Genomic DNA, 20,487 nt, shown 5'->3' with positions numbered 1-20,487 from the left:
CGTTGTTTTTATTGTCTATTGTCGAAACTACATAAACTTGCACTATAATAAAATCGCACTGTATGTCTATAGAAACTACGCTTGAGCACAAGAAAATAAATAATCCAATTAAGGAATTCAAAAAGCAATTAAAAGAAATTGCTGAAAGTGGGCTATTATCCAATTTATTCTCCAAAACCAAACTCAAAAAAGAAGTTGCCATTTTTGGACTGGAATTATTGAAGTTAGAAGACAATTACAATAATATTTACGTTTCTTTAGGTTCTAAATCACTCACTGTTTTTGAAAAATATGTTACAGAAAATCTTTGGGACGATACGAATTATTATGAACTTTTGATTTATTTTTTTGGAGCAGAAAATGCCAAATATGTACAAGAAGCTTGGAACAGATTGCCTTATAAAATGTATCAAAACGGTTATGCAAGGAGGTCGTTTAGAGCACCAAATAACAAAAAATATTTGTTGGTAAATCAAATTAACTTCTTACGTTCCATAATTGCTGCACCTTCTATTTATAATTATCAAGACAGCAAATATTATGATTTAACTCTTGAAGAACAAGTTCGCTATGATAATGAAATAAGCAACAACCAAAATCAGTTTATGATATGGTCAGCAGCTTTGGATATGGGAAATACCCAATTGTATCAATTGATGGAAGACATTATCTTCAATAAAGATGCTGTTGGAAAAGTATCTCGGGGTATTATAAAAGCATTATTGAATAGTGAGAAAAAAGAATGTTGGGAATTAGTCGAAAAACTACTTTTATCTGCCCAACGTCAAGAAGGATTGCGTCAAACGGTTTTAGAAGCATTAGACGAAACCAGTGTAGGCGCATTGAAGTACATGATAAATGTAATTATCGAAAATAAATTAAGTCGTTTTTCATCAGTTGTAAGAGCTATCGATACTTGGACAGGTTTAGGTTGGGATGCTGAAAAAGAAACCACTATAAGAGGAATTATTCAATTAGCACAAGGTTATTTTGCGAATCCAGAAACCATTGAAACTGGAATTAAAAGCAAAAACAATAATGAAGTTTATATGGCACTTTGGGTGCAAGGTGTTTTGGATGTTGAAAAAACAGTGCCACATTTGCATGAATTAGTAGAAAAAGGTTCGATTGAGAAGCAATGTTTGGCGCTGAAATTTGCTGGAGAAACGAACGATCCTTATATCGAAATGCCTTTGTATTATAAAGCATTAAATGATGATAATTTGCAAGTATTAGCATTCTCATTGAATAGAATGGAATCTTTGTTGAATGTAAATTCTAAATCAAAATTTTATATAGATAATGATGATTATCCAAACTTCTTTGAAAAAGTTTATAATTTGTCACAAAAAATCACTGTTAAAGAAAAAAACTTTGAAAGCAAAGTTTTCTCATGGTTGACAGTAAAATTTGAAAAAGACACTTTGTACTCTTGTGCCATTCATTTGATAGGGGATAAAAATGAAAAATTAGATATCATCTTACATCATTTTGAAGAATTCTCGCTATCTATAAGAGAGAAACTTGCTCGTGAGATTTTAGAGGATTTCTATTGCTATTCTTTTTATTATCTAAATCAAAATACCTGCAAAAAAGAACCAACCGATTTTCAAAGAAATTTTGCGGTTAGAATTTTAAAAGATAGAGGAGAAGCATTGGTTGCCACTGCAATTTGCGCACTTAAAAAAGTTGATTTATCGGCATCAGAATTAGGAACTTTTCAAGGTTTATTCAAAAGAAAGAATTCAAATTTGAAAAAGCATCTTACTACCATGTTGTTGCAACAAAGGGATTCTATAATTGAACAGTTTGTAAATCAATTAATTGATAACGGCGATTTGGAACAGCGTTTGTCTGCATTGGATATCATGATGCAATTGCAAAAAGCCAAAAAATTGACCGATAAAGTTGATAATTGGGTAAAAGTGTATTCCGAAAAACCAAAAATCACTGAGAAAGAAACGAAGTTTTTGGAACAACTAAATCAGAATGAAAACAAGCAGTTGCTTTCTGTTGAAAATGGATATGGTTTTTATAATCCAAAAGCAATTGCTCCTTATGCTTTACCAAAAATCGAGGCGGATTCAGTATATTCTAAATTGACTCAAAAAGATAAATATGGTTTTTCGCAACCTTTGTCTAAAATTAAAATTGCATTAGAAAAATTACTAAAACTGTATCAAGAAAATGCAAATTATGAATACGAAACAGAAAATTGGAACAACAGCAAAGAAACCGTTTTGCTTGGAAATGATTTTTCTCCAATTGCTCGAAATACCGAAAAATTTACTGCCGAACAATTGTTTCAAAACTATCCCTTGCATCACATTTGGCAAAAGTGGATGGAAGATTCTGGTTTAACAGGAAGCGATTTGTTTTTATTGACATTTGTCGAAAATTGCGATCGAAAAGTTTTTAGAGAAGTACTTCAAGATTATGTTTTTTATCACAAAGACACTATTCCAAATCCTACTAAAAATGGCTATTCTTGGAACAATCCAATTAAAAATATTTTATATTGTTTAAGTCATAAATATTCTTTTGAGGATAAGGATTCTTTTTTGATTGATGCTTGTACTAAACTATATTCCAATCTTCCAAAATCGGTTATCGAATACAAATACGTTCCCAAAAAAGACGATTATTATTACAAAAGAAAAGGAGACGGATGGCAATCGGAAAATTTCTTTGATGTATTTTTAAATGCAATCAACGATTTTGATGAATTGACTGAAAGTGAAAAAATAAAGTTGTGGCAGCTTTACCGATGGAGACAGTTTACAGGTTTGAAAGAAAATATTGAACACTCTTTACCACCATTGCATTTATATTGTGAAGCTTATCATCAAAAAGTAATTGCTAAAGATGAAATTTATGAAGGTATTTTGGATGCTGAACGTCTTCGATTTTTAACGGATAGTAAAAACAGATTTCAACATTATCATAATTGCACCACAGAAATTTTATTGCAAAAATATGATTTCTTGCAACCGATGATTGACAATATAAGAGATACGTTCTTGGATATTGAAGTAAAACGAGGCGACTCCAATACTACAGTAACCAAGTTTGTTCAAAGTTTCCAAAAGATTTATGGCATTAATCGATTTGTAGAATTGTTGCAAGGTTTAGGAAAAGGAAATTTATACAAAGGCTATATTTATTATTGGAATAATGAAGAAATGTCTAAACAAAAGCTGTTCAGTTCATTATTGAAAAATTCTTATCCAAAAGAAACCGACACTTTTGAAAGTTTTAATGAAATTATCAAAAAAGAAAAATTCACAGAAGATCGTTTGATTCAAGCGGCTATTTATGCGCCGCAATGGCAAAAGTTCATTAGCAATTATATAGATTGGAATGGGCTAGATGAAGGAATTTGGTGGTTACACGCTCATACTAAAACCGCAAGTTATAGCTCGGTTAATTCCGAATTGGAAAGTGAAATGGCTAAATATTCTGCCGTCGATTTACAAGATTTTAAAGATGGAGCCGTCGATAAAGATTGGTTTTTGTCAGCTTATAAAAAGTTAGGCAAAGCCAAATGGGAAATGCTATATGAATCTGCCAAATACATTTCGGACGGAAATGGTCACAGAAGAGCAAGATTATATTCGGACACACTTACTGGTGATTTGAAAATTAGAGAAGTTACCGCCAAAGTAAAAGACAAACGCGACCAGGATTATTTGCGTGTTTATGGATTGGTTCCGTTAAGCAAAACAAATCCAGAAAAAGATGTTTTGGCACGTTATGAATATTTGCAACAATTTAAAAAAGAAAGCAAAGAATTTGGTTCGATGAAGCAAACCAGCGAGGCACTTGCCATTAGAGTGACAATGGAAAACTTGGCACGAAATGCAGGTTATCCAGACCCAATTCGATTGACTTGGGCTATGGAAACCAAGCAAGTACAAAATATTTTATCTAAAGAAACTCAAGTTGAAATTGACGGAATTACTATTGGTTTAACAATAGATAAAGAAGGAAAAGCAGAATTGATTACTTATAAAGAGGACAAAGAATTAAAAGCGATTCCCGCCAAATTGAAAAAAGAACCCGCTGTATTAGAACTTGGAAACCATCGAAAAGTGATGCGTGAGCAATGGACACGTTCCAGAAAAGGATTGGAAGAGGCGATGATTCGCGGCGATGAGTTTTTGTATGCTGAAATGCAGAACTTATTTGAGCATCCAGTAATCTCAAAGCATTTGGAGAAATTGGTTTTTGTAACAAATGAAAACCAAGTTGGTTTCTTTGTTGATGGAAATTTAGTTTCTTCTCAAGGTGAAGTTATTCCGTTGAATGAAAATGTTACTTTTAGAATTGCACATTGTTTTGATTTACATAAAAATAAAGTTTGGACAGATTTTCAAAGCTATTGTTTCAATAACAAATTAAAGCAACCGTTCAAACAAATTTTTAGAGAATTATATGTTCCCACGCCAGATGAATTAAAAGAAAAATCCATTTCTCGACGTTATGCTGGTCATCAAGTACAACCCAAACAAACTTTAGCATTATTAAAATCAAGAGGTTGGAAAGTAGATTATGAAGAAGGATTGCAAAAAGTGTTTCATAAAGAAGGCTATCAAGTCAAATTATACGCAATGGCAGATTGGTTCTCGCCAGCCGATGTTGAAAGTCCTACTTTAGAAACTATAGAATTTCATTCTTTAAAAGATTATAAAAATATTGATTTTGAAGATGTTAACCCAAGAATATTCTCTGAAATAATGCGAGATATTGACTTGGTAGTCAGTGTAGCTCACGTTGGTGGAGTTGATCCAGAAGCAAGTCATTCGTCAATAGAAATGAGAGCGGTATTGCTGCGTGAAACATCACGTTTATTCAAGTTGTCTAATGTGGAAATAAAAGAAAACCATGCCATTATCAAAGGAACTTTGGCGGATTATAGTATTCATTTAGGAAGTGCAGTTGTACACCAAATGCCTGGGAAGTATTTGTCAATTTTACCAATTCATTCACAACACCGAGGTAGATTATTTTTACCATTTGCAGATGAAGATCCAAAATCGGCAGAAGTCATGTCAAAAGTTTTATTGTTTGCCAAAGATAATGAAATTCAAGATCCAACTGTTTTGAGTCAGATTGATAGAAAAACTACTTAAAAATAAATCATTAAAAATCTAATATAGCCGTACCTTTTATGAAATAGTCGAAGCCACTACAGATTACCCAAATTTGATGAGGTAGAAGTTTGCCGATGAGGACATAAAAATAAAAAACAATGCCCAACGGACTGTTCGTAAATGCCTTGATAAGGCAGATTTGAAAGTCGTGCGAACAGTTCATTGATTAAAAAAAATATTTTTACATATGCAAACTATTAGGTTCCTTTGAAAAATTAGTATGATTTAATTCAAGAAAAATACAATTATGATGCAATTTTGGATAGCATAATTCACTCAGCAATTCGGTTCGAAGACAAGGGCGAATCATTGCGTAAAAAAAATGAGAAAATAACTGAAGATTTTATTTAATTTTAACAACATTAAACATCATAAAAAAAGTGGTGCGCTTTGCGCCGGAATGGTTGGAATAGTTTTACCAGAATGCTTATAACAATAAAATGGGTAGAATAATTGCAATTGCAAATGTAAAAGGTGGAGTAGGAAAGACAACTACTTCAATAAATCTTGCCGCAAGTTTCGCAGTTTTGGAAAAGAGAACTTTAATTATTGATGCAGATCCTCAAGGCAATACAACAAGTTCCTTTGGTAATTTACAAAATCCAAATGCAACCTCTACATTAGGATTGTTTAATTTTTATAAAGAGAATAAAATAGAGCCTTGGGCTACAAACTCCTCCAACTTATATTTAGTACCAACAACTATAAAATTGGCCAATTTAGAAATTAAAGGCAAAAACCTGTACGGCACCAATCATGATCTCAAATTGTCTTTAGAATATCTAAAACCCAAATATGATTATATAATAATTGATTGTGGTCCCTCCCTAAATTTTATTACTACGAGTTTTTTATGTTTTGCCGATTCTGTTATAATTCCTATTCAATGCGAATATTATGCACTTCATGGTTTAACAAATTTGTTTAGCGTAATTAAGACTATTAATAAAAACTACAATCCTTTTTTAAGTATAGAAGGAGTTTTAATCACCATGTATGATAAACGTTTAAATTTCTCCACTTTAATCGTCAATGAAATTATTAAAAATTTTCAATCATTAGTATTTTCAACTATGATTCCGAGAAATGTAAAGTTGTCTGAATCTCAAAGTCTTGAAAAAACAATCATTGAGTATGATGCCACTTGTATTGGAGCAAAAAAGTATTTATCTTTAGCATCTGAGATAATCGAAAACAACAAAAATGTGAATAAATTTAATTTAGGTAAGAATCTGAATCAAATTTTAGAAGAATCTAATAAAAATAGTGATTTAAGTGCTATTTTTGAAGAATTGCCCATTAATAAATCAAGAGAAAGCTTTAATCTATATTCAGATAATTTTAACAAACTAAAAGGATTGAACAAAACGGATATTAGTAATATCTTTGGTGAGTCCTTTAATGACAAACACAGCAATGTGTGGATGTATCGACTTACAGACAATGGTAATTTATTTCAAAAGAAATATTTGTATTTGTATTTTGAAAACAATAAAGTAGAAAATGTTTCGGCTACCTATTTTAAAAAAACAGATGTATAAGGGTATTTCACAGAAGAATAAAAAAAATGGCTGTCTCAGACGAAATAGCCATTTTCTATTTTTGGGAGTTGATTTACTATAAATATTCTCCGTGTTGGGTAATATCTAATCCTAATTCCTCTTTGTCTTCACTTACACGCAAAGGAGTGATTTTGTTTACAATAAAGAATAAAGCATAAGAAGCAGCAAAAGCAAAGATGGATACCAATACTAAAGCTTTTAATTGGATTAAGAATAGGGTAGCGTCACCGTAGATTAATCCTTGGTTGTCACCAACAATTGAGTTCACAGATTTTGAAGCAAAAACACCGGTTAAAAGCATTCCTACCATACCACCTACACCATGACAAGCAAATACATCTAGAGCATCGTCAATTTTTCCTTTAGGGAACTTGCCGCATACAAAATTACTCACCATACTAGCAATAATACCAATAGCGATAGCATGTGGTATAGTAACAAATCCAGCAGCTGGTGTGATAGCAACTAATCCTACAACTGCACCAATACAAGCACCCATTGCAGATAATTTATGACCTACTATTTTGTCTAAGAAAACCCAAGCCATTGCAGCAGCAGCAGCAGCTACCGTTGTGGTTCCTAAAGCTTGAGCAGCTAAGCCACTTGCTCCAACAGCAGAACCTGCATTGAATCCAAACCATCCAAACCACAACAAACCTGTTCCTAATAAAACATAAGTAATACGAGCTGGGTTTACTTTTTGTACTTTTCTTTTGCCTAAGAACATTGCTCCAGCCAAAGCAGCCCAACCTGCACTCATGTGTACTACAGTTCCTCCAGCAAAGTCTAATACGCCCCATCCGAAGAATAATCCATCAGGATGCCAAGTCATGTGACATAATGGGGTATAGATGAATATGATGAATAAAACCATGAATAATAAGTAAGCCCAAAAACGAACACGTTCTGCAAATGCACCGGTAATTAATGCAGGGGTGATAATGGCGAATTTTGCTTGGAAAAAGGCAAACAATATGAATGGAATAGTAGGGGCTAATTCCCAGGCAGTGGTCGCATTTACGCCTTGAAACATAAAATTACTCGTGGGATCTCCGATAATTCCTCCAATAGAAGGGCCAAAACATAATCCGAATCCAACCAATACCCATAAAACTGTTACGATGACCATAGCCATAAAACTTTGTAACATGGTACTAATTACATTCTTTTTGCCAACCATACCTCCATAGAAAAAACCAAGACCTGGCGTCATAATTAACACTAAGGCAGAAGCTACAATCATCCAAGCGGTGTCACCTGTGTCTAGTTTTAAAGCTACAACATGAGCGCCTAACGTTGTAGTTTCGCTTTGGAAATAAATTGAAAAAACAGATAATACCAAAATTGTGATCAGTATCACACTCAAAATAATCTTTCGCATAGTTTTTTGTTTTAGTTAAATATGGGTTAAAAATATAAAATCATTTCATACCCCTTTAAAAAACTACAATTAAAAATTAATTTTTATTAATTTGATATTTTACCCCCTATAATTTTAAGGGTGTGTGTAAATTTGGTGCTAAATTTTAAATTTTGACAAAATGACATTTTTGTAAATTGAACCATAAAAAAGGTTTTTTTAATTTAATTTTAGGAAATGAGTTGGTCTTTTTGTCTTTTTTTGAGTAATAACAGCTAGTCACCATCAAAAAAAAGGTCTCGCTATAAAACGAGACCTTTTTTGCTATTCAACTAAAAGTTAGCTTATGATTTTGGATTCAAAGCACTGTCAATTCGCGCTACTAAATCCAATAAGTGGAATTTACTCAAACGATCCATTCTTGCTGCGGCCACTTTCATTTCATTTTTCAAACCAATCAATTGTCCTCTAGCGATAGACGGCAAATCGGTTTGGGCTAAATTTACGGTTCTTGAATTCATTCCGTAAGCTGCGCCCACGCTGTTAGAACGTACTACTGCGTTACCAGGTTTAAGCATAGCAATTACTTTATCCACATATAATTTTTGAATGTTTCTGCGGTAAATGTCTATTTTGGCGCCACCAGTTAATTCTGAAAAAATTCCTTTTTTCAAGTCGGTCATTAATTCATCTACTGAATAATTCTGTGCGTCAATAGCTGATGTTTCCATCAAACGCACCATTCTGTCTCCAGCCAATAAGTTAGAAAGGGTTCCGTCTTGCATCGCTTTTATCGCTTCCACACCACTTTCAGGATTGATTTTGGATAATACGTTAGGATCTAGTAACCATTTTGGTGTAGCAAATAATTGGGTATTCAAGAAAGTAACGGCTTCTTTTTGAATGCTTTTTGGAACTACTTCAAATTGGTTCCCAGACATGTCGTAGGTTTTTGGCGTATCATAAATACCACCTACGTTTTTAGTCACGTGTCCCATATAACGTCTGAATTGTCCAGTCAAAGCATTGTACATTTCTTCTAATTCGGCATAGCTTTCTCCTTTTTCGGCACTCCAAATGATTAAGTTGGGTAAAATGCGTTTTAAGTTTTTGATTCCGTATGCAGAAGCTTTCATAGCATTGTCTCCAATGTCTTCTGTTTGGTATCTAGGATCATAAGGGCTAGCTTCTGTTCCAAACCACAAACGACGGTTTTTGTAGGCTTCTTTGGTCATCTCATTCAAGATGGCTTTTTCTGCTTTTTCATCTTTGGCGTCAGCAAAATAAGAATATCCCCATTTGATGGCCCATTTGTCATAATCACCAATTCTTGGGAATAAATGTTTTACGCCGTCTTCTGGCTGCGCTACATAGTTGAAACGTGCATAATCCATGATAGAAGAGGTGTGGCCGTTCTTTTCTTGGAAAGCAGCATCTCTAAGTTTTTCTACTGGAGTTGCGGTACTTGCGCCCATGTTGTGGCGTAACCCTAAAGTATGTCCCACTTCGTGAGAAGAAACAAAACGAATCAATTCGCCCATTAGGTTGTCATCAAATTGTTTTTTTCTTGCTGCTGGGTCAACAGCCGCAGTTTGAATTAAATACCAGTTTCTCAACAAACTCATAATGTTGTGGTACCATCCGATATGGCTTTCTAGGATTTCCCCAGATCTTGGGTCGTGTACGTTTGGACCGTATGCATTTTGAATATCGGCTGCAAAATAGCGCAATACAGAGAAACGCGCATCTTCTAAACTCATCGTTGGGTCATTCTCTGGCCAATATTCGCCACGAATAGCATTTTTCCAACCCGCATTTTCAAAAGCTACTTGCCAGTCGTCAATTCCTTGTTTGATGTATTTTCTCCATTTGATTGGCGTAGCAGGATCGATGTAGTACACGATTGGTTTTTTCGGTTCGATCAATTCTCCTCTTTTTTGTTTGGCAGCGTCTTCAGCGTTTTTAGGTTCTAATTTCCAACGAACGGCAAAAATTTCGGTATCTGATTTTTGAGATTCTTCTTCAAAAACATCGATTTGATTCGCAAAGAAACCTACACGAGCATCGAAAGTTCTTTTACGCATTGGCACTTTTGGCAAGAGCAACATCGAAGTATTCAATTCAATAGTCACAACCCCTGCATCTAATGCGGCAGGTAAGTTGGTTCCAATTTTAGGCGTTGGGTTTAACGAAAGTTGTGGTGCTGTGGTAGCGTACGTTTTTACCGTTTTGATTTCAACGTTAATTGGATAGCTGCTCATTTTTTGAATAAAAGAGCGGTCTTTTTGAAATCCTTGAATGTTGAGTAATTGTTTTTTTATCGGATCCAAAGAGAAAGTTTGTACATCCGATTCAAAAGTTGGTGTAACATCAATTACATAACCCGTGGTTTCTTTTCCTTCTTTTTTGAACGCTAAAATTTCATAGTTGCCAATAATTGGGTCAGCTGATGAATTTTTTACCGCTTGTGCAATAGGTTTGTCTTCATCTGGAGAAGTAATTACGTGTGTAATTGAGCGCAACAATAAGTTGTTGTTGACTCCTTTTTCCCATTTGATGACTTGACGATTTACTTCTTCGCCCCCAAAAACACCTCCGCCAGCTGGAGTTTTAGAATAACGGGTAATCGTCATGATTTCTTTTCCAATAAGCGAATCGTTGATTTCGAATAAAAACTTATTGTCGGTAGTTTTATGAATATCGAAAAGTCCTTTTTGGGTAACTGCGGTAGAGTCGACTACTTTGTTGTACGGTTTTGGTCCTTTTTTTTCAGGAGCCTTTTGTTCTACTTTTGGAACTTCTTTACCTGCATCCTTCTTTTTTTTGCTTTGTGCAAAAGTGCCTTCGGTACAGCAAAAAAGTAGCGCGGTACTCAGTAGCAATAGTTTAGTTTTTGACATGTTGATTTGAATTTTTTAGTGGTAATAGATTGATATTGTATTTTTGAAAAATCTATAATTAAATAGTTTTCTAGCTTCAAACCTATTAAAAAAAAACAAAAAAAGCGCATTTTTGTAAGTTAAAATTTAAAAATTAACAATTATTCGCGACAGCTACAGGTTGGTGAAAAAACATGATTTTTCTCATAAGCTATCCTCTTTTTTTAATTTATTTTTGCCAAAAAAAATAAGGAGTAAAGAGGGCGATCAATTTTGAATTTGTAGGGGGTAAATCTCTTGATATCAAATAAATATTAATTTATTTTTCGTAATATTACTATATAAATGCAATTCATGAGAAAAATAAAATACCGCAAAGGAAGAAAAGTTCAGCCAAACGGACTAGAATATACGGGAATTCATAAAAATAAAGTGTCCGAAATGCAACTCTTTGTTTATGATTCGGTTGGATTTTCTGAATATGCAGATTTTGAAATAAATGATTTGAACAGATTAGTAGATTTTACTAAAAACAATTGGTTGAATATTCATGGATTAAACAATCTAGAATTGATTAAAGCTATAGGTACTCATTTTTCTATTGATAATTATGTATTGTCTGATGTGTTGAATACTTCTCGAAGGACCAAACTAGAAGAAACACACGATCGTTTGTTTTTTAATATTAAATCGATATTGCCAACCGAGCATTCAGACAACTTAAGTGTAGAGCAAATTAGTTTTTTGCTAAAGGATGGGTTGTTGATTTCGTTTCAAGAAAAACGATCGGACTTCTTTTCCCATATTAGAGATCGTATTCGACAGAATTCGGTTATTTTGCGAACCAAAAAAAACGATTATCTTTTGTACACCTTACTCGATGCTGTAATGGAAAATTTCTACATCACCATTGAGAATGAAGAAGATCGTTTGGAAGAAATTATGATTTTATCTAAAACTAGTTCGAACCCCATAATTTTGGAACAAATCGAAAAACATAGGGATAATTTTAATTTTTTAAAACGAGCCATTTTGCCACTCCGGGATTCATTGTATGATATAAAAAGTATAAAAGACGATAATACTTTTAATGTCATGCAATCCGATAGTTTTGTGTTTTTTGCTCGTTTGCACCAAAAAACATTAGAACTTTTGGAGCAAATTGATTCGGATATGGGGCTATTAGAAAGTGCTTCTAATTTCTTTTTTACGACGCAATCCCACAAAATGAATGAGATTATGAAAACGCTAACTATAGTGTCGGCCATTTTTATTCCACTGACCTTTATAGTAGGTGTTTATGGGATGAATTTTGCGAACATGCCTGAATTGCATTATCAAAATGGTTATTTCTATGTGCTATTATTGATGTTAGCGATAGGAATTGCGATGGTCGTCTACTTTAAAAAAAGACGTTGGTTTTAGAATTTATAGAGAAATATAAAATAAGAAAATGATTAAAATTAGTTACAATGAATAAAGCAATATACATAGCCACTAGTGAGCAAAATTGTGGTAAGTCGATTATCAGTTTAGGATTAATGCAGTTGTTAATAGGTAAAACTGCCAAAGTAGGATATTTTAGACCCATTATCGAGGATTTTAAAGAAGGACAATTTGATAATCATATCGAAACCGTTATTTCTCATTTTGGATTGGATATGAAATTCGAGGAGGCGTATGCTTTTACCAAGAGCAAATTAATTAAGAAAAAGAACAAAGGAAAGATTGGGGAAGTGCTGGATGTAATTATTGAGAAATTCAAGCTTTTAGAAGAAAAGTTCGATTTTGTTTTGGTTGAAGGCACTAGTTTTATTGGTGAAGGAACAGCTATTGAAATGGGAATTAATGTTCTTATCGCAAAAAATTTAGGAATCCCAACCATAATTATTGGTTCAGGAATTGGTAAAACACTCGACGAATTGGTAGACAGTCTGTATTTGGCTTACGATACTTTCAAGGTAAAAGATGTAGAAGTGATTTCGGTAATAGCCAATAAAGTACAGCCTCAAAACATAGAGCTGGTAACGAATGATTTGAAAAAGAATTTACCAAGTTCTGTTTTAATCAACACCATTCCACTAATTTCAAGTTTGAACAACCCAACAGTTCAAGAGATTGTGAACGAAATAGGAGCCAAGGTGTTATTTGGTCACGAATATTTGAACAATCAAACCGGAAGCTACAGTATTGGTGCGATGCAATTGCATAATTATTTATTGCATCTTAAAGAAAACGCTTTGATTATAACTCCTGGAGACCGAGCAGATATTATTTTGGGGGCATTACAAGCCAATGAATCGGCTAATTATCCTTCGGTTTCGGGCATTGTTTTGACAGGAAATATTATGCCTGAAGTAAGTATTCTGAAATTGATTGAAGGACTTTCGTCTGTGGTACCAATATTAACCGTTGAAGCAGGAACTTATAATATTTCGAATCAAATAGGTGCGATTAAGTCGAAAATTTATGCTAATAATACGCAGAAGATCGAAACTTCGATTGCAACTTTTGAAAAATATGTAGATATCGATGCTTTGGCAGAAAAGTTTACCACTTTTGAATCAGATGGAATTACCCCAAAAATGTTCCAATACAATTTGGTAAAACGAGCTAAAAAACACCGCAAACATATCGTGTTGCCAGAAGGTAATGATGACCGAATTTTGATAGCGGCTTCGCGTTTGCAACTAATCGATGTAGTCGATATTACCATCATTGGAAATAAAAAACAAATAGAAAGCAAAGTGCTAGAACTTGGTTTAGACTTTGATTTTGATAAAGTTGCTATTGTAAATCCAAAAGAATCAGAGCATTATGAGGATTATGTAAACACTTATTTTGAACTGAGAAAAGCAAAAAATGTTTCGATTACAATGGCAAGGGATTTAATGGAAGATGTGTCATATTTTGGAACGATGATGGTGTACAAGGGACATGCTGACGGAATGGTTTCGGGAGCGGCGCATACCACCCAGCACACGATTTTGCCAGCGCTTCAGTTTATAAAAACCAAACCTAATTCATCTGTGGTTTCGTCTGTATTCTTTATGTGTTTAGAAGATAGAGTTTCTGTTTTTGGGGATTGCGCGATTAATCCAAATCCAACCGCAGAGCAATTGGCAGAAATTGCTATTTCATCAGCGGATTCGAGTTTGGCATTTGGAATAGATCCTAAAGTGGCGATGTTGTCCTATTCTTCTGGAACTTCTGGTAAAGGGGATGAAGTGGAGAAAGTGAGAGCGGCTACCGAAATTGTAAAAGCCAAACGTCCTGATATTAAAATTGAAGGACCAATTCAGTATGACGCTGCGGTAGATATGAGTGTGGGTAAAAGTAAAATGCCAGATTCACAAGTTGCAGGACAAGCAAGTGTCTTGATTTTCCCAGATTTGAATACAGGAAATAACACCTATAAAGCGGTGCAAAGAGAAACTGGAGCCTTGGCGATTGGTCCAATGTTGCAAGGATTGAACAAACCGGTAAACGATTTGAGTAGAGGTTGTACGGTAGATGATATCATCAATACGGTGGTAATTACAGCCATACAAGCACAAGGATTGTAAATGTTTACCAAAAGGTAAGTTGTTGCCTTTTAGCCCCGGTAGGAATGAAAATCCTTTTGCATCGATTTTTTTCGAGGCAAAAGATTGCAATGGATGACGGGACTTTGACTACAAGAAAGCGTATTTTTGCCGCTTCAAAAAATGAAATAAATAGGCTTGGTTGTAAGCCAAACAAAATAATAAAATTTACATATATGAAAATTGTAATTATAAATTCAGGAAGTTCATCGATAAAGTATCAATTGATTGAAATGCCAGAACAAAAGGTGATTTGTAGTGGGATGATTGACCGAATTGGGTTGGATACTTCTAATTTGACCTACACCACAATAACAAATAAAATTGTGGAATCATTGCCAATAGCCAATCATAAAGTGGGGTTGCAAAAAATTGCGCAGTTGTTGATGGATGAAAAAGTTGGGGTGATTCAGTCTACTTCAGAAATTAAAGCGGTGGGTCATAGAGTGGTGCACGGAGGAAGTTCTTTTTCGAATACGGTTGAAATTACAACTGAGGTTAAGGATCAAATTCGTCAGCTTTTTGAATTGGCTCCTTTGCACAATCCTGCTAATTTGGAGGGAATTATTGTGGCTGAACAAATTTTTGAGTCGGCCAAACAAGTAGCGGTTTTTGATACGGCTTTTCATCAAACGATGCCCGTTGAAGCCTACAAATATGCCATTCCAAATTACTTATTGTCCGAAAATAAAATACGTGCTTACGGATTTCACGGCACCAGTCACAAATACGTTTCTGAAAAGGCGATTCAGTATTTAACGCAAACGGCTAAGCATAAAGCTGATAAAATTGTTACTATTCATTTAGGAAATGGTTGTAGCATGACGGCTGTAAAAGACGGAAAAAGTATAGATCACACGCTTGGTTTTGGACCGATGAACGGATTGATTATGGGAACTCGTAGCGGTGATGTGGATCCATCGGTGATTTTTTATATGGTGAAATCTTTGGGTTATTCTACAGACGAAGTGAATGCTTTGTTGCAAAAACAAAGCGGAATGCTAGGTTTGACAGGCTACAGCGATTTGAGAGATATAGAAAGTAATGCAGAGGCTGGTAATAAGGAATGTCAATTGGCACTAGCAATGAACGCGTATCGAATTAAAAAATTCATTGGCTCGTATGCCACTGTTTTGAATGGTTTGGACGCTATTGTTTTTACAGCTGGAATTGGAGAGAATTCAGATTATATTCGTCGATTAGTTTGTGCTGATATGGAGTATTTTGGTCTTGAATTGGATCAAGAACAAAACAGTATCCGATCCAAAGAAATCAGAGAAATAAATACACCAAGTGCTAAAACAAAAATATTGGTGGTTCCAACCAATGAGGAAGTAGAGATTGCCAATCAAGTGTTTGATTTATTACGCTAAATTATCTCAAAGATAGAAGATGTATTTTTAATTTTAAAAAGTATATTTGCGCTCCGAATGTAAGAACTGTTGTTTATTTATTTAAAAAAAAATCCATTGAAATCATTTTTTTCGTTTCTTGTTTTCTTGACTTGTTTTACTGTTTTTGGCCAAGAAACCCCTATAAAACCTAAAGGAGATAATGACTTGAAGTTATCAACGCTTCCTTATTATAGTTTCGGAAAAGGAATTGGTATTACGTCGCCCGATAGCTTGTATCAATTGAATATTAGGTTTAGAATGCAAAATCGGGTGAGTTATATGGATAATGAGGACGGTGTAAGTGGGTATGATGCGCAAATAAAAAGATTGCGTTTGCGATTAGACGGGTATGTGGGTTCTCCGAAAATTTTGTATGCTATACAATTGTCGTTTGCACCTGGTGATGTAGGAGAGATTGTCGAAGGAGAAAATTTGAATGTTATTAGAGATGCAGTTTTAATTTATAGACCTAATAAAAATTGGAATTTCAGTTTTGGACAGACTAAATTACCAGGCAATAGACAACGTGTGAATTCATCAGGAGCTTTGCAACTAACAGATAGAACCATCAATAATGCCAAGTTTACTTTAGATCGTGATTTTGGGTTTCAAGTTCATAACATTCATGAGCATGAAAATACGTTTTCTTATAATTTAAAAGGGGCCATTAGTACAGGAGAAGGTAGAAATGTAACTAATAAAGTAGATCAAGGCGTGGCATTTACAGGTAAAGTAGAATTATTTCCTTTTGGGTCATTTTCCAAAGACGGAACCACTTTTGAGGGTGATATTTTAAGAGAAAAGAAACCAAAATTGCTGTTATCTGGAGCGTATCAGCATAATAAGAATGCCCAAAGGACACAAGGACAATTAGGCAGTGATTTATATGAAAAAAGAACAATGAACTCCATTTTGCTGGATATGATGTTTAAGTATAACGGATGGGCAGCAATGAGTAGTTATATGTCTAGATCAACACCAGAAAACGCGATTACTTACAATCCAAAAGATCTAGCCCAAAAACGATATGTATTTGTAGGGCACGGTTTCGATTATCAATTGAGTTATTGTTTCCCGACTAATTATGAAATTATCGGAAGGTATTCTACTCAAAAAGTGGGTGATGATATTAAATTATTAACTCCAAATACAAAAGAGGTGAGCTTAGGTGTTACCAAGTATTTTTGGCAACATACCTTTAAATTACAAGGCGAAATCAATTATGATACCTTGAAGTATTATGATGGAACCTCTAAAAATAATTGGTACGTTCGTTTTCAGGTTGAAATTGGGATTTAATTGTAGCTTGCTAACTGTGATTTAAAGATTATAGCAGCCTTGCTAAATAAGCAAGAATAAATTTTGCAATTCTATTTTATTAAAAAAGCTTCTGAATTCAGAAGCTTTTTTGTTAAAAACCTATTAAATTCGAGGATAAAATCACTATTTTGAAAAAGTACTTTTCCTTTTTTTATTACTGTTAAGTTTATTTTGTCAATCGCAAGAATTACTTGCTTTCGTTGAAAATTATGATAAATCAAGTTGCAAAGGCGATAACGAAGTTTGGAGTGTAGTGCAGGGTCAAGATAAAGCCATGTACTTTGCTAACAATCATTACCTATTGCGTTACAACGGCGTTGTTTGGGAGAAATACTTTTTGTCCAACAAGACGATTATCCGTTCTGTTTTTTCTGATGGGGATAGAATTTATTCTGGTTCGTATATAGAATTTGGCCATTGTAAAAGGAGTGGGGGTAAGATGTTCTATTTTCCAATTACAAAGGGGAAAAATATTTTTTTTGAGAATGAAAATGAAGCAACCTGAAAATTGTTTAAACTTAAGGATGCTATTTATTTTCAATTCTTCAATCAGCTTTATGTTTATGAGAAAGGAAGTATAAAAAAATCTTTTCCTGATATGATATCGTATGGCTTCTTGATTGATGACGATATATACGTGGCTACCGTAGAAAAAGAAATATTCAAATTTAAGTAAGCGATTTCCAAATTTAACTCCAAAGGATATCAAACTCTTTTTTTATTGTTAAATTTTGTATCTCAAATTAGCTTTGAGTTATACAGCAAAAATAACACCTTCTTCCTATGGAAATTATAGCTTTGTTTTTTCAAGTTATTTCAAAATTTGACCGTTCAATATTCAATTAAATACTTGCTAAATAAACCAACAAGAATCCTTAGTTGCAACAATTTATTGCAATGCTTTTCTATTAATTTGGAAAGAGTGAATATGTATAACGCAGGTATCGCCTTAGAAATCTACTATAACTAAATTACTTCACTATTTTTTGTGCTATTATTTTTTAGTTCAAAGACAATCTTCGATGTCTTCTTCAAAATCAAGATCTTTTTTCACGAGTTAGTAAATTAGTAGGAGTTCAAGATACGCTTTGCTTGGTTCTCCTATTTTTAAATTCAAAGTACAGGATATTACATCCCCAGAAACAGTCCGTGAGCTCTAGATTTTATTGAACAACTCATTTTCGCTGCGAGGTCTAAAATAAATTCTGGGGTTTAAGGTATATGCAAAGTTCGTGGTTGGTGACTTATAATTTAAACCATCTTGGCGACTACAAATACTTTTCAAAATCATTACAGGAACTCTTCAAAGATTATTATTTTCATTTGCTTCAAAGTTTGTAATTAGAAGCGATTCATTTACCAAACGTAATTCCGTTTTTTGGAATTTCTTCCAAAAAAAAGAACTGTATTGGGCTTTAGGGTAACAACATTTCTAAATTAGATAAAAAAATGTTAATCATTGTAATTCTAAAAACAACCTCATTTGCCAATATAATTTCTTTGTTTTGCTAGTGTTTGCATAGCACGTATATCTTCACTCCCTCGCTTACGATTTTTAAAAATCACACTAAATTTTAGATGCACAATTTTGGTTTGGCTCACTGTTTTTCTAAGTGGTCTGTTTTTTGACAATTGGAGTATAGAAAATAACCAAATATATTTTCACTCTTGCTTTCAAAGATAAAAGTTTAAACACTGGATCTAAAGCATTAGTGATTTTTGATGAAATAAAGTGCATATCCTGTATTAGAAATGTTTTTCGCCTTTAAAGATATGTTATGGACATTCTGTTTAGAAGATTACTTGCATTTAATCGAAAGAACTATACAGTTTATCGATTTTATTCTTAAAATTTTGATCGCCAATGGCGTATGAATAATAGTCTATTAGTTTTGTAAATTTTTTTTGATATTTTGTAGTTATTAGATTACGTTTAAATACTTGGTTTATTTGACAAAACCGGTATTTCTTATTGAACTGAAGGAAAAAGGAGAGGGGTTCTTTTATCCTTATAGGAATTTGTTAATGAATTTGATTTTTTATGAATATATAACCAAATGCTATTTTACTTACGAACTAAAATTACTATTACTAATGAAATATATTAAAGTCTATATTGTACTTGCTTTGCTATCTTCCTTTTGGGGTTTAGCGCAATGTAATACAGCAAATTTTACAGTTACACCAACAAATGGAACTTGTTTCTCAAATGGTTCCATTACGGTTAATGTACCAGCATCTACTAACTGTAGCGGTTGGACAGCCCAAATAATTAGACTCCCAAGCGGTACTCCTATCCAACAATCTGTTCCTACGACAGGAGGTGCTGTTGTATTTAGTGCCTTACAGGCTGGAAGTTATCAAGTTGCATTGTCAAATGCGTTTACAACAGTTCCATTCTCAAGTAATCCTGTAGTACTTACTACTTCTTATGTTAATATGAATATTAGCACAAGCAGTACCGCTCCTACTTGTAGAAATAATGCGCCTGGATATACACCTAATGGAACATTAACGATCAATGTTGCAAACGGTACCGGACTTGGTCCTTTCTTATATTCGGTGACTAGCTCTACAGGTACACAGTCATTTACTACAAGCAATAGAAGCCATACTTTTCCTAACATGCCAGGAGCTGAGCAAGTAAATATTTCTGTTAGAGATTTAGCTAACAACGACTCGGGTTGCGCCGTGACGGTTAGCCAAAGCCCTACTACGGTTCAAAACCTTAGTAGTCCAATGAGTTTTGATATTAGACCATTTAACTACGAAAGAGATTGTTCAAGCGCCACTGCATCTTGTGATAATGTGAGATTATTTGTGAATCTATCTAATGTCAATGCAGCTTCTTTAGCGAACCTTCAATTGGCAGGAAATGCCAAAATTACTATAGCAGGAGTAGATTATCCGTTAACTTATGTTTCAGGTTCTGCACGATTTAAATATGATCCAGTTGCTGTCTCAGGGCCACAACTTAAAAATGGAGATGTAATTACTACCACTTTTAATGGGGGCTGTAATACGATTTCCAAAACAAGTACGGTTAGTATGGATAATAATTTTTTATCGGTAGGTGCGGCTACAGAAACAGTTTTTTCAAACTGTTCTGTACGATATAGATTCACTATATTAGGCGATAGAGACGTTTCTGGCGGGTCAGGTTTTACTGATAGAGCAGTATATTTTTGTGCTACCAATACGTTGAAAGTTGAATTAAGAAATCCAGATGGAGTTA

The 20,487-nt window shown here is 33.9% G+C and carries 9 protein-coding genes; 7 read left to right on the top strand and 2 right to left on the bottom strand.

Annotated elements, in window-relative coordinates; translation table 11 throughout:
- Positions 1–62: 62 nt before the first annotated feature.
- Complete coding sequence (locus FLB_RS05575; RefSeq protein WP_064714977.1) at positions 63–5,132, top strand: DUF4132 domain-containing protein; 5,070 nt, start codon at positions 63–65, stop codon at positions 5,130–5,132.
- Positions 5,133–5,593: 461 nt separating this feature from the next.
- Positions 5,594–6,694, top strand: a complete 1,101-nt coding sequence (locus FLB_RS05570; RefSeq protein ID WP_064714976.1) for a ParA family protein — start codon at positions 5,594–5,596, stop codon at positions 6,692–6,694.
- Between the two features lie 76 nt (positions 6,695–6,770).
- Here FLB_RS05570 and FLB_RS05565 read toward each other — a convergent pair whose 3' ends face one another.
- Together FLB_RS05565 and FLB_RS05560 are read right to left on the bottom strand one after the other, a co-directional pair.
- Positions 6,771–8,096: an ammonium transporter gene (locus FLB_RS05565; protein ID WP_064714975.1), complete on the bottom strand. Its 1,326-nt coding sequence runs from the start codon at positions 8,094–8,096 to the stop codon at positions 6,771–6,773.
- Positions 8,097–8,419: 323 nt separating this feature from the next.
- On the bottom strand, positions 8,420–10,975 hold the full coding sequence (locus FLB_RS05560; protein WP_064714974.1) for a zinc-dependent metalloprotease: 2,556 nt from the start codon (positions 10,973–10,975) through the stop codon (positions 8,420–8,422).
- A 333-nt stretch (positions 10,976–11,308) separates the two neighbouring features.
- Between FLB_RS05560 and corA the strand changes: the two genes are divergently transcribed.
- The 5 genes from corA to FLB_RS05530 form a co-directional block, all read left to right on the top strand.
- Positions 11,309–12,379 carry a magnesium/cobalt transporter CorA gene (corA, locus tag FLB_RS05555; RefSeq protein ID WP_064715270.1) on the top strand — a complete coding sequence of 357 codons (1,071 nt, stop codon included), beginning with the start codon at positions 11,309–11,311 and terminating at the stop codon, positions 12,377–12,379.
- A 47-nt stretch (positions 12,380–12,426) separates the two neighbouring features.
- Positions 12,427–14,520 carry a phosphate acetyltransferase gene (gene pta, locus FLB_RS05550; RefSeq protein ID WP_064714973.1) on the top strand — a complete coding sequence of 698 codons (2,094 nt, stop codon included), beginning with the start codon at positions 12,427–12,429 and terminating at the stop codon, positions 14,518–14,520.
- Between the two features lie 194 nt (positions 14,521–14,714).
- Positions 14,715–15,911: an acetate/propionate family kinase gene (locus FLB_RS05545; RefSeq protein WP_064715269.1), complete on the top strand. Its 1,197-nt coding sequence runs from the start codon at positions 14,715–14,717 to the stop codon at positions 15,909–15,911.
- 96 nt (positions 15,912–16,007) lie between these two features.
- Positions 16,008–17,231 carry a porin gene (locus FLB_RS05540; RefSeq protein ID WP_064715268.1) on the top strand — a complete coding sequence of 408 codons (1,224 nt, stop codon included), beginning with the start codon at positions 16,008–16,010 and terminating at the stop codon, positions 17,229–17,231.
- A gap of 2,115 nt (positions 17,232–19,346) precedes the next feature.
- On the top strand, positions 19,347–20,487 hold a 1,141-nt coding region (locus FLB_RS05530; protein ID WP_157490555.1), incomplete at its 3' end, for a hypothetical protein.

It is taken from the genome of Flavobacterium succinicans (assembly GCF_001662485.1).
Classification (GTDB): Bacteria; Bacteroidota; Bacteroidia; order Flavobacteriales; family Flavobacteriaceae; genus Flavobacterium; species Flavobacterium succinicans_A.
Note: the sequence above shows the minus strand (reverse complement) of the source record. Positions and strands in the feature narration are given on the sequence as shown.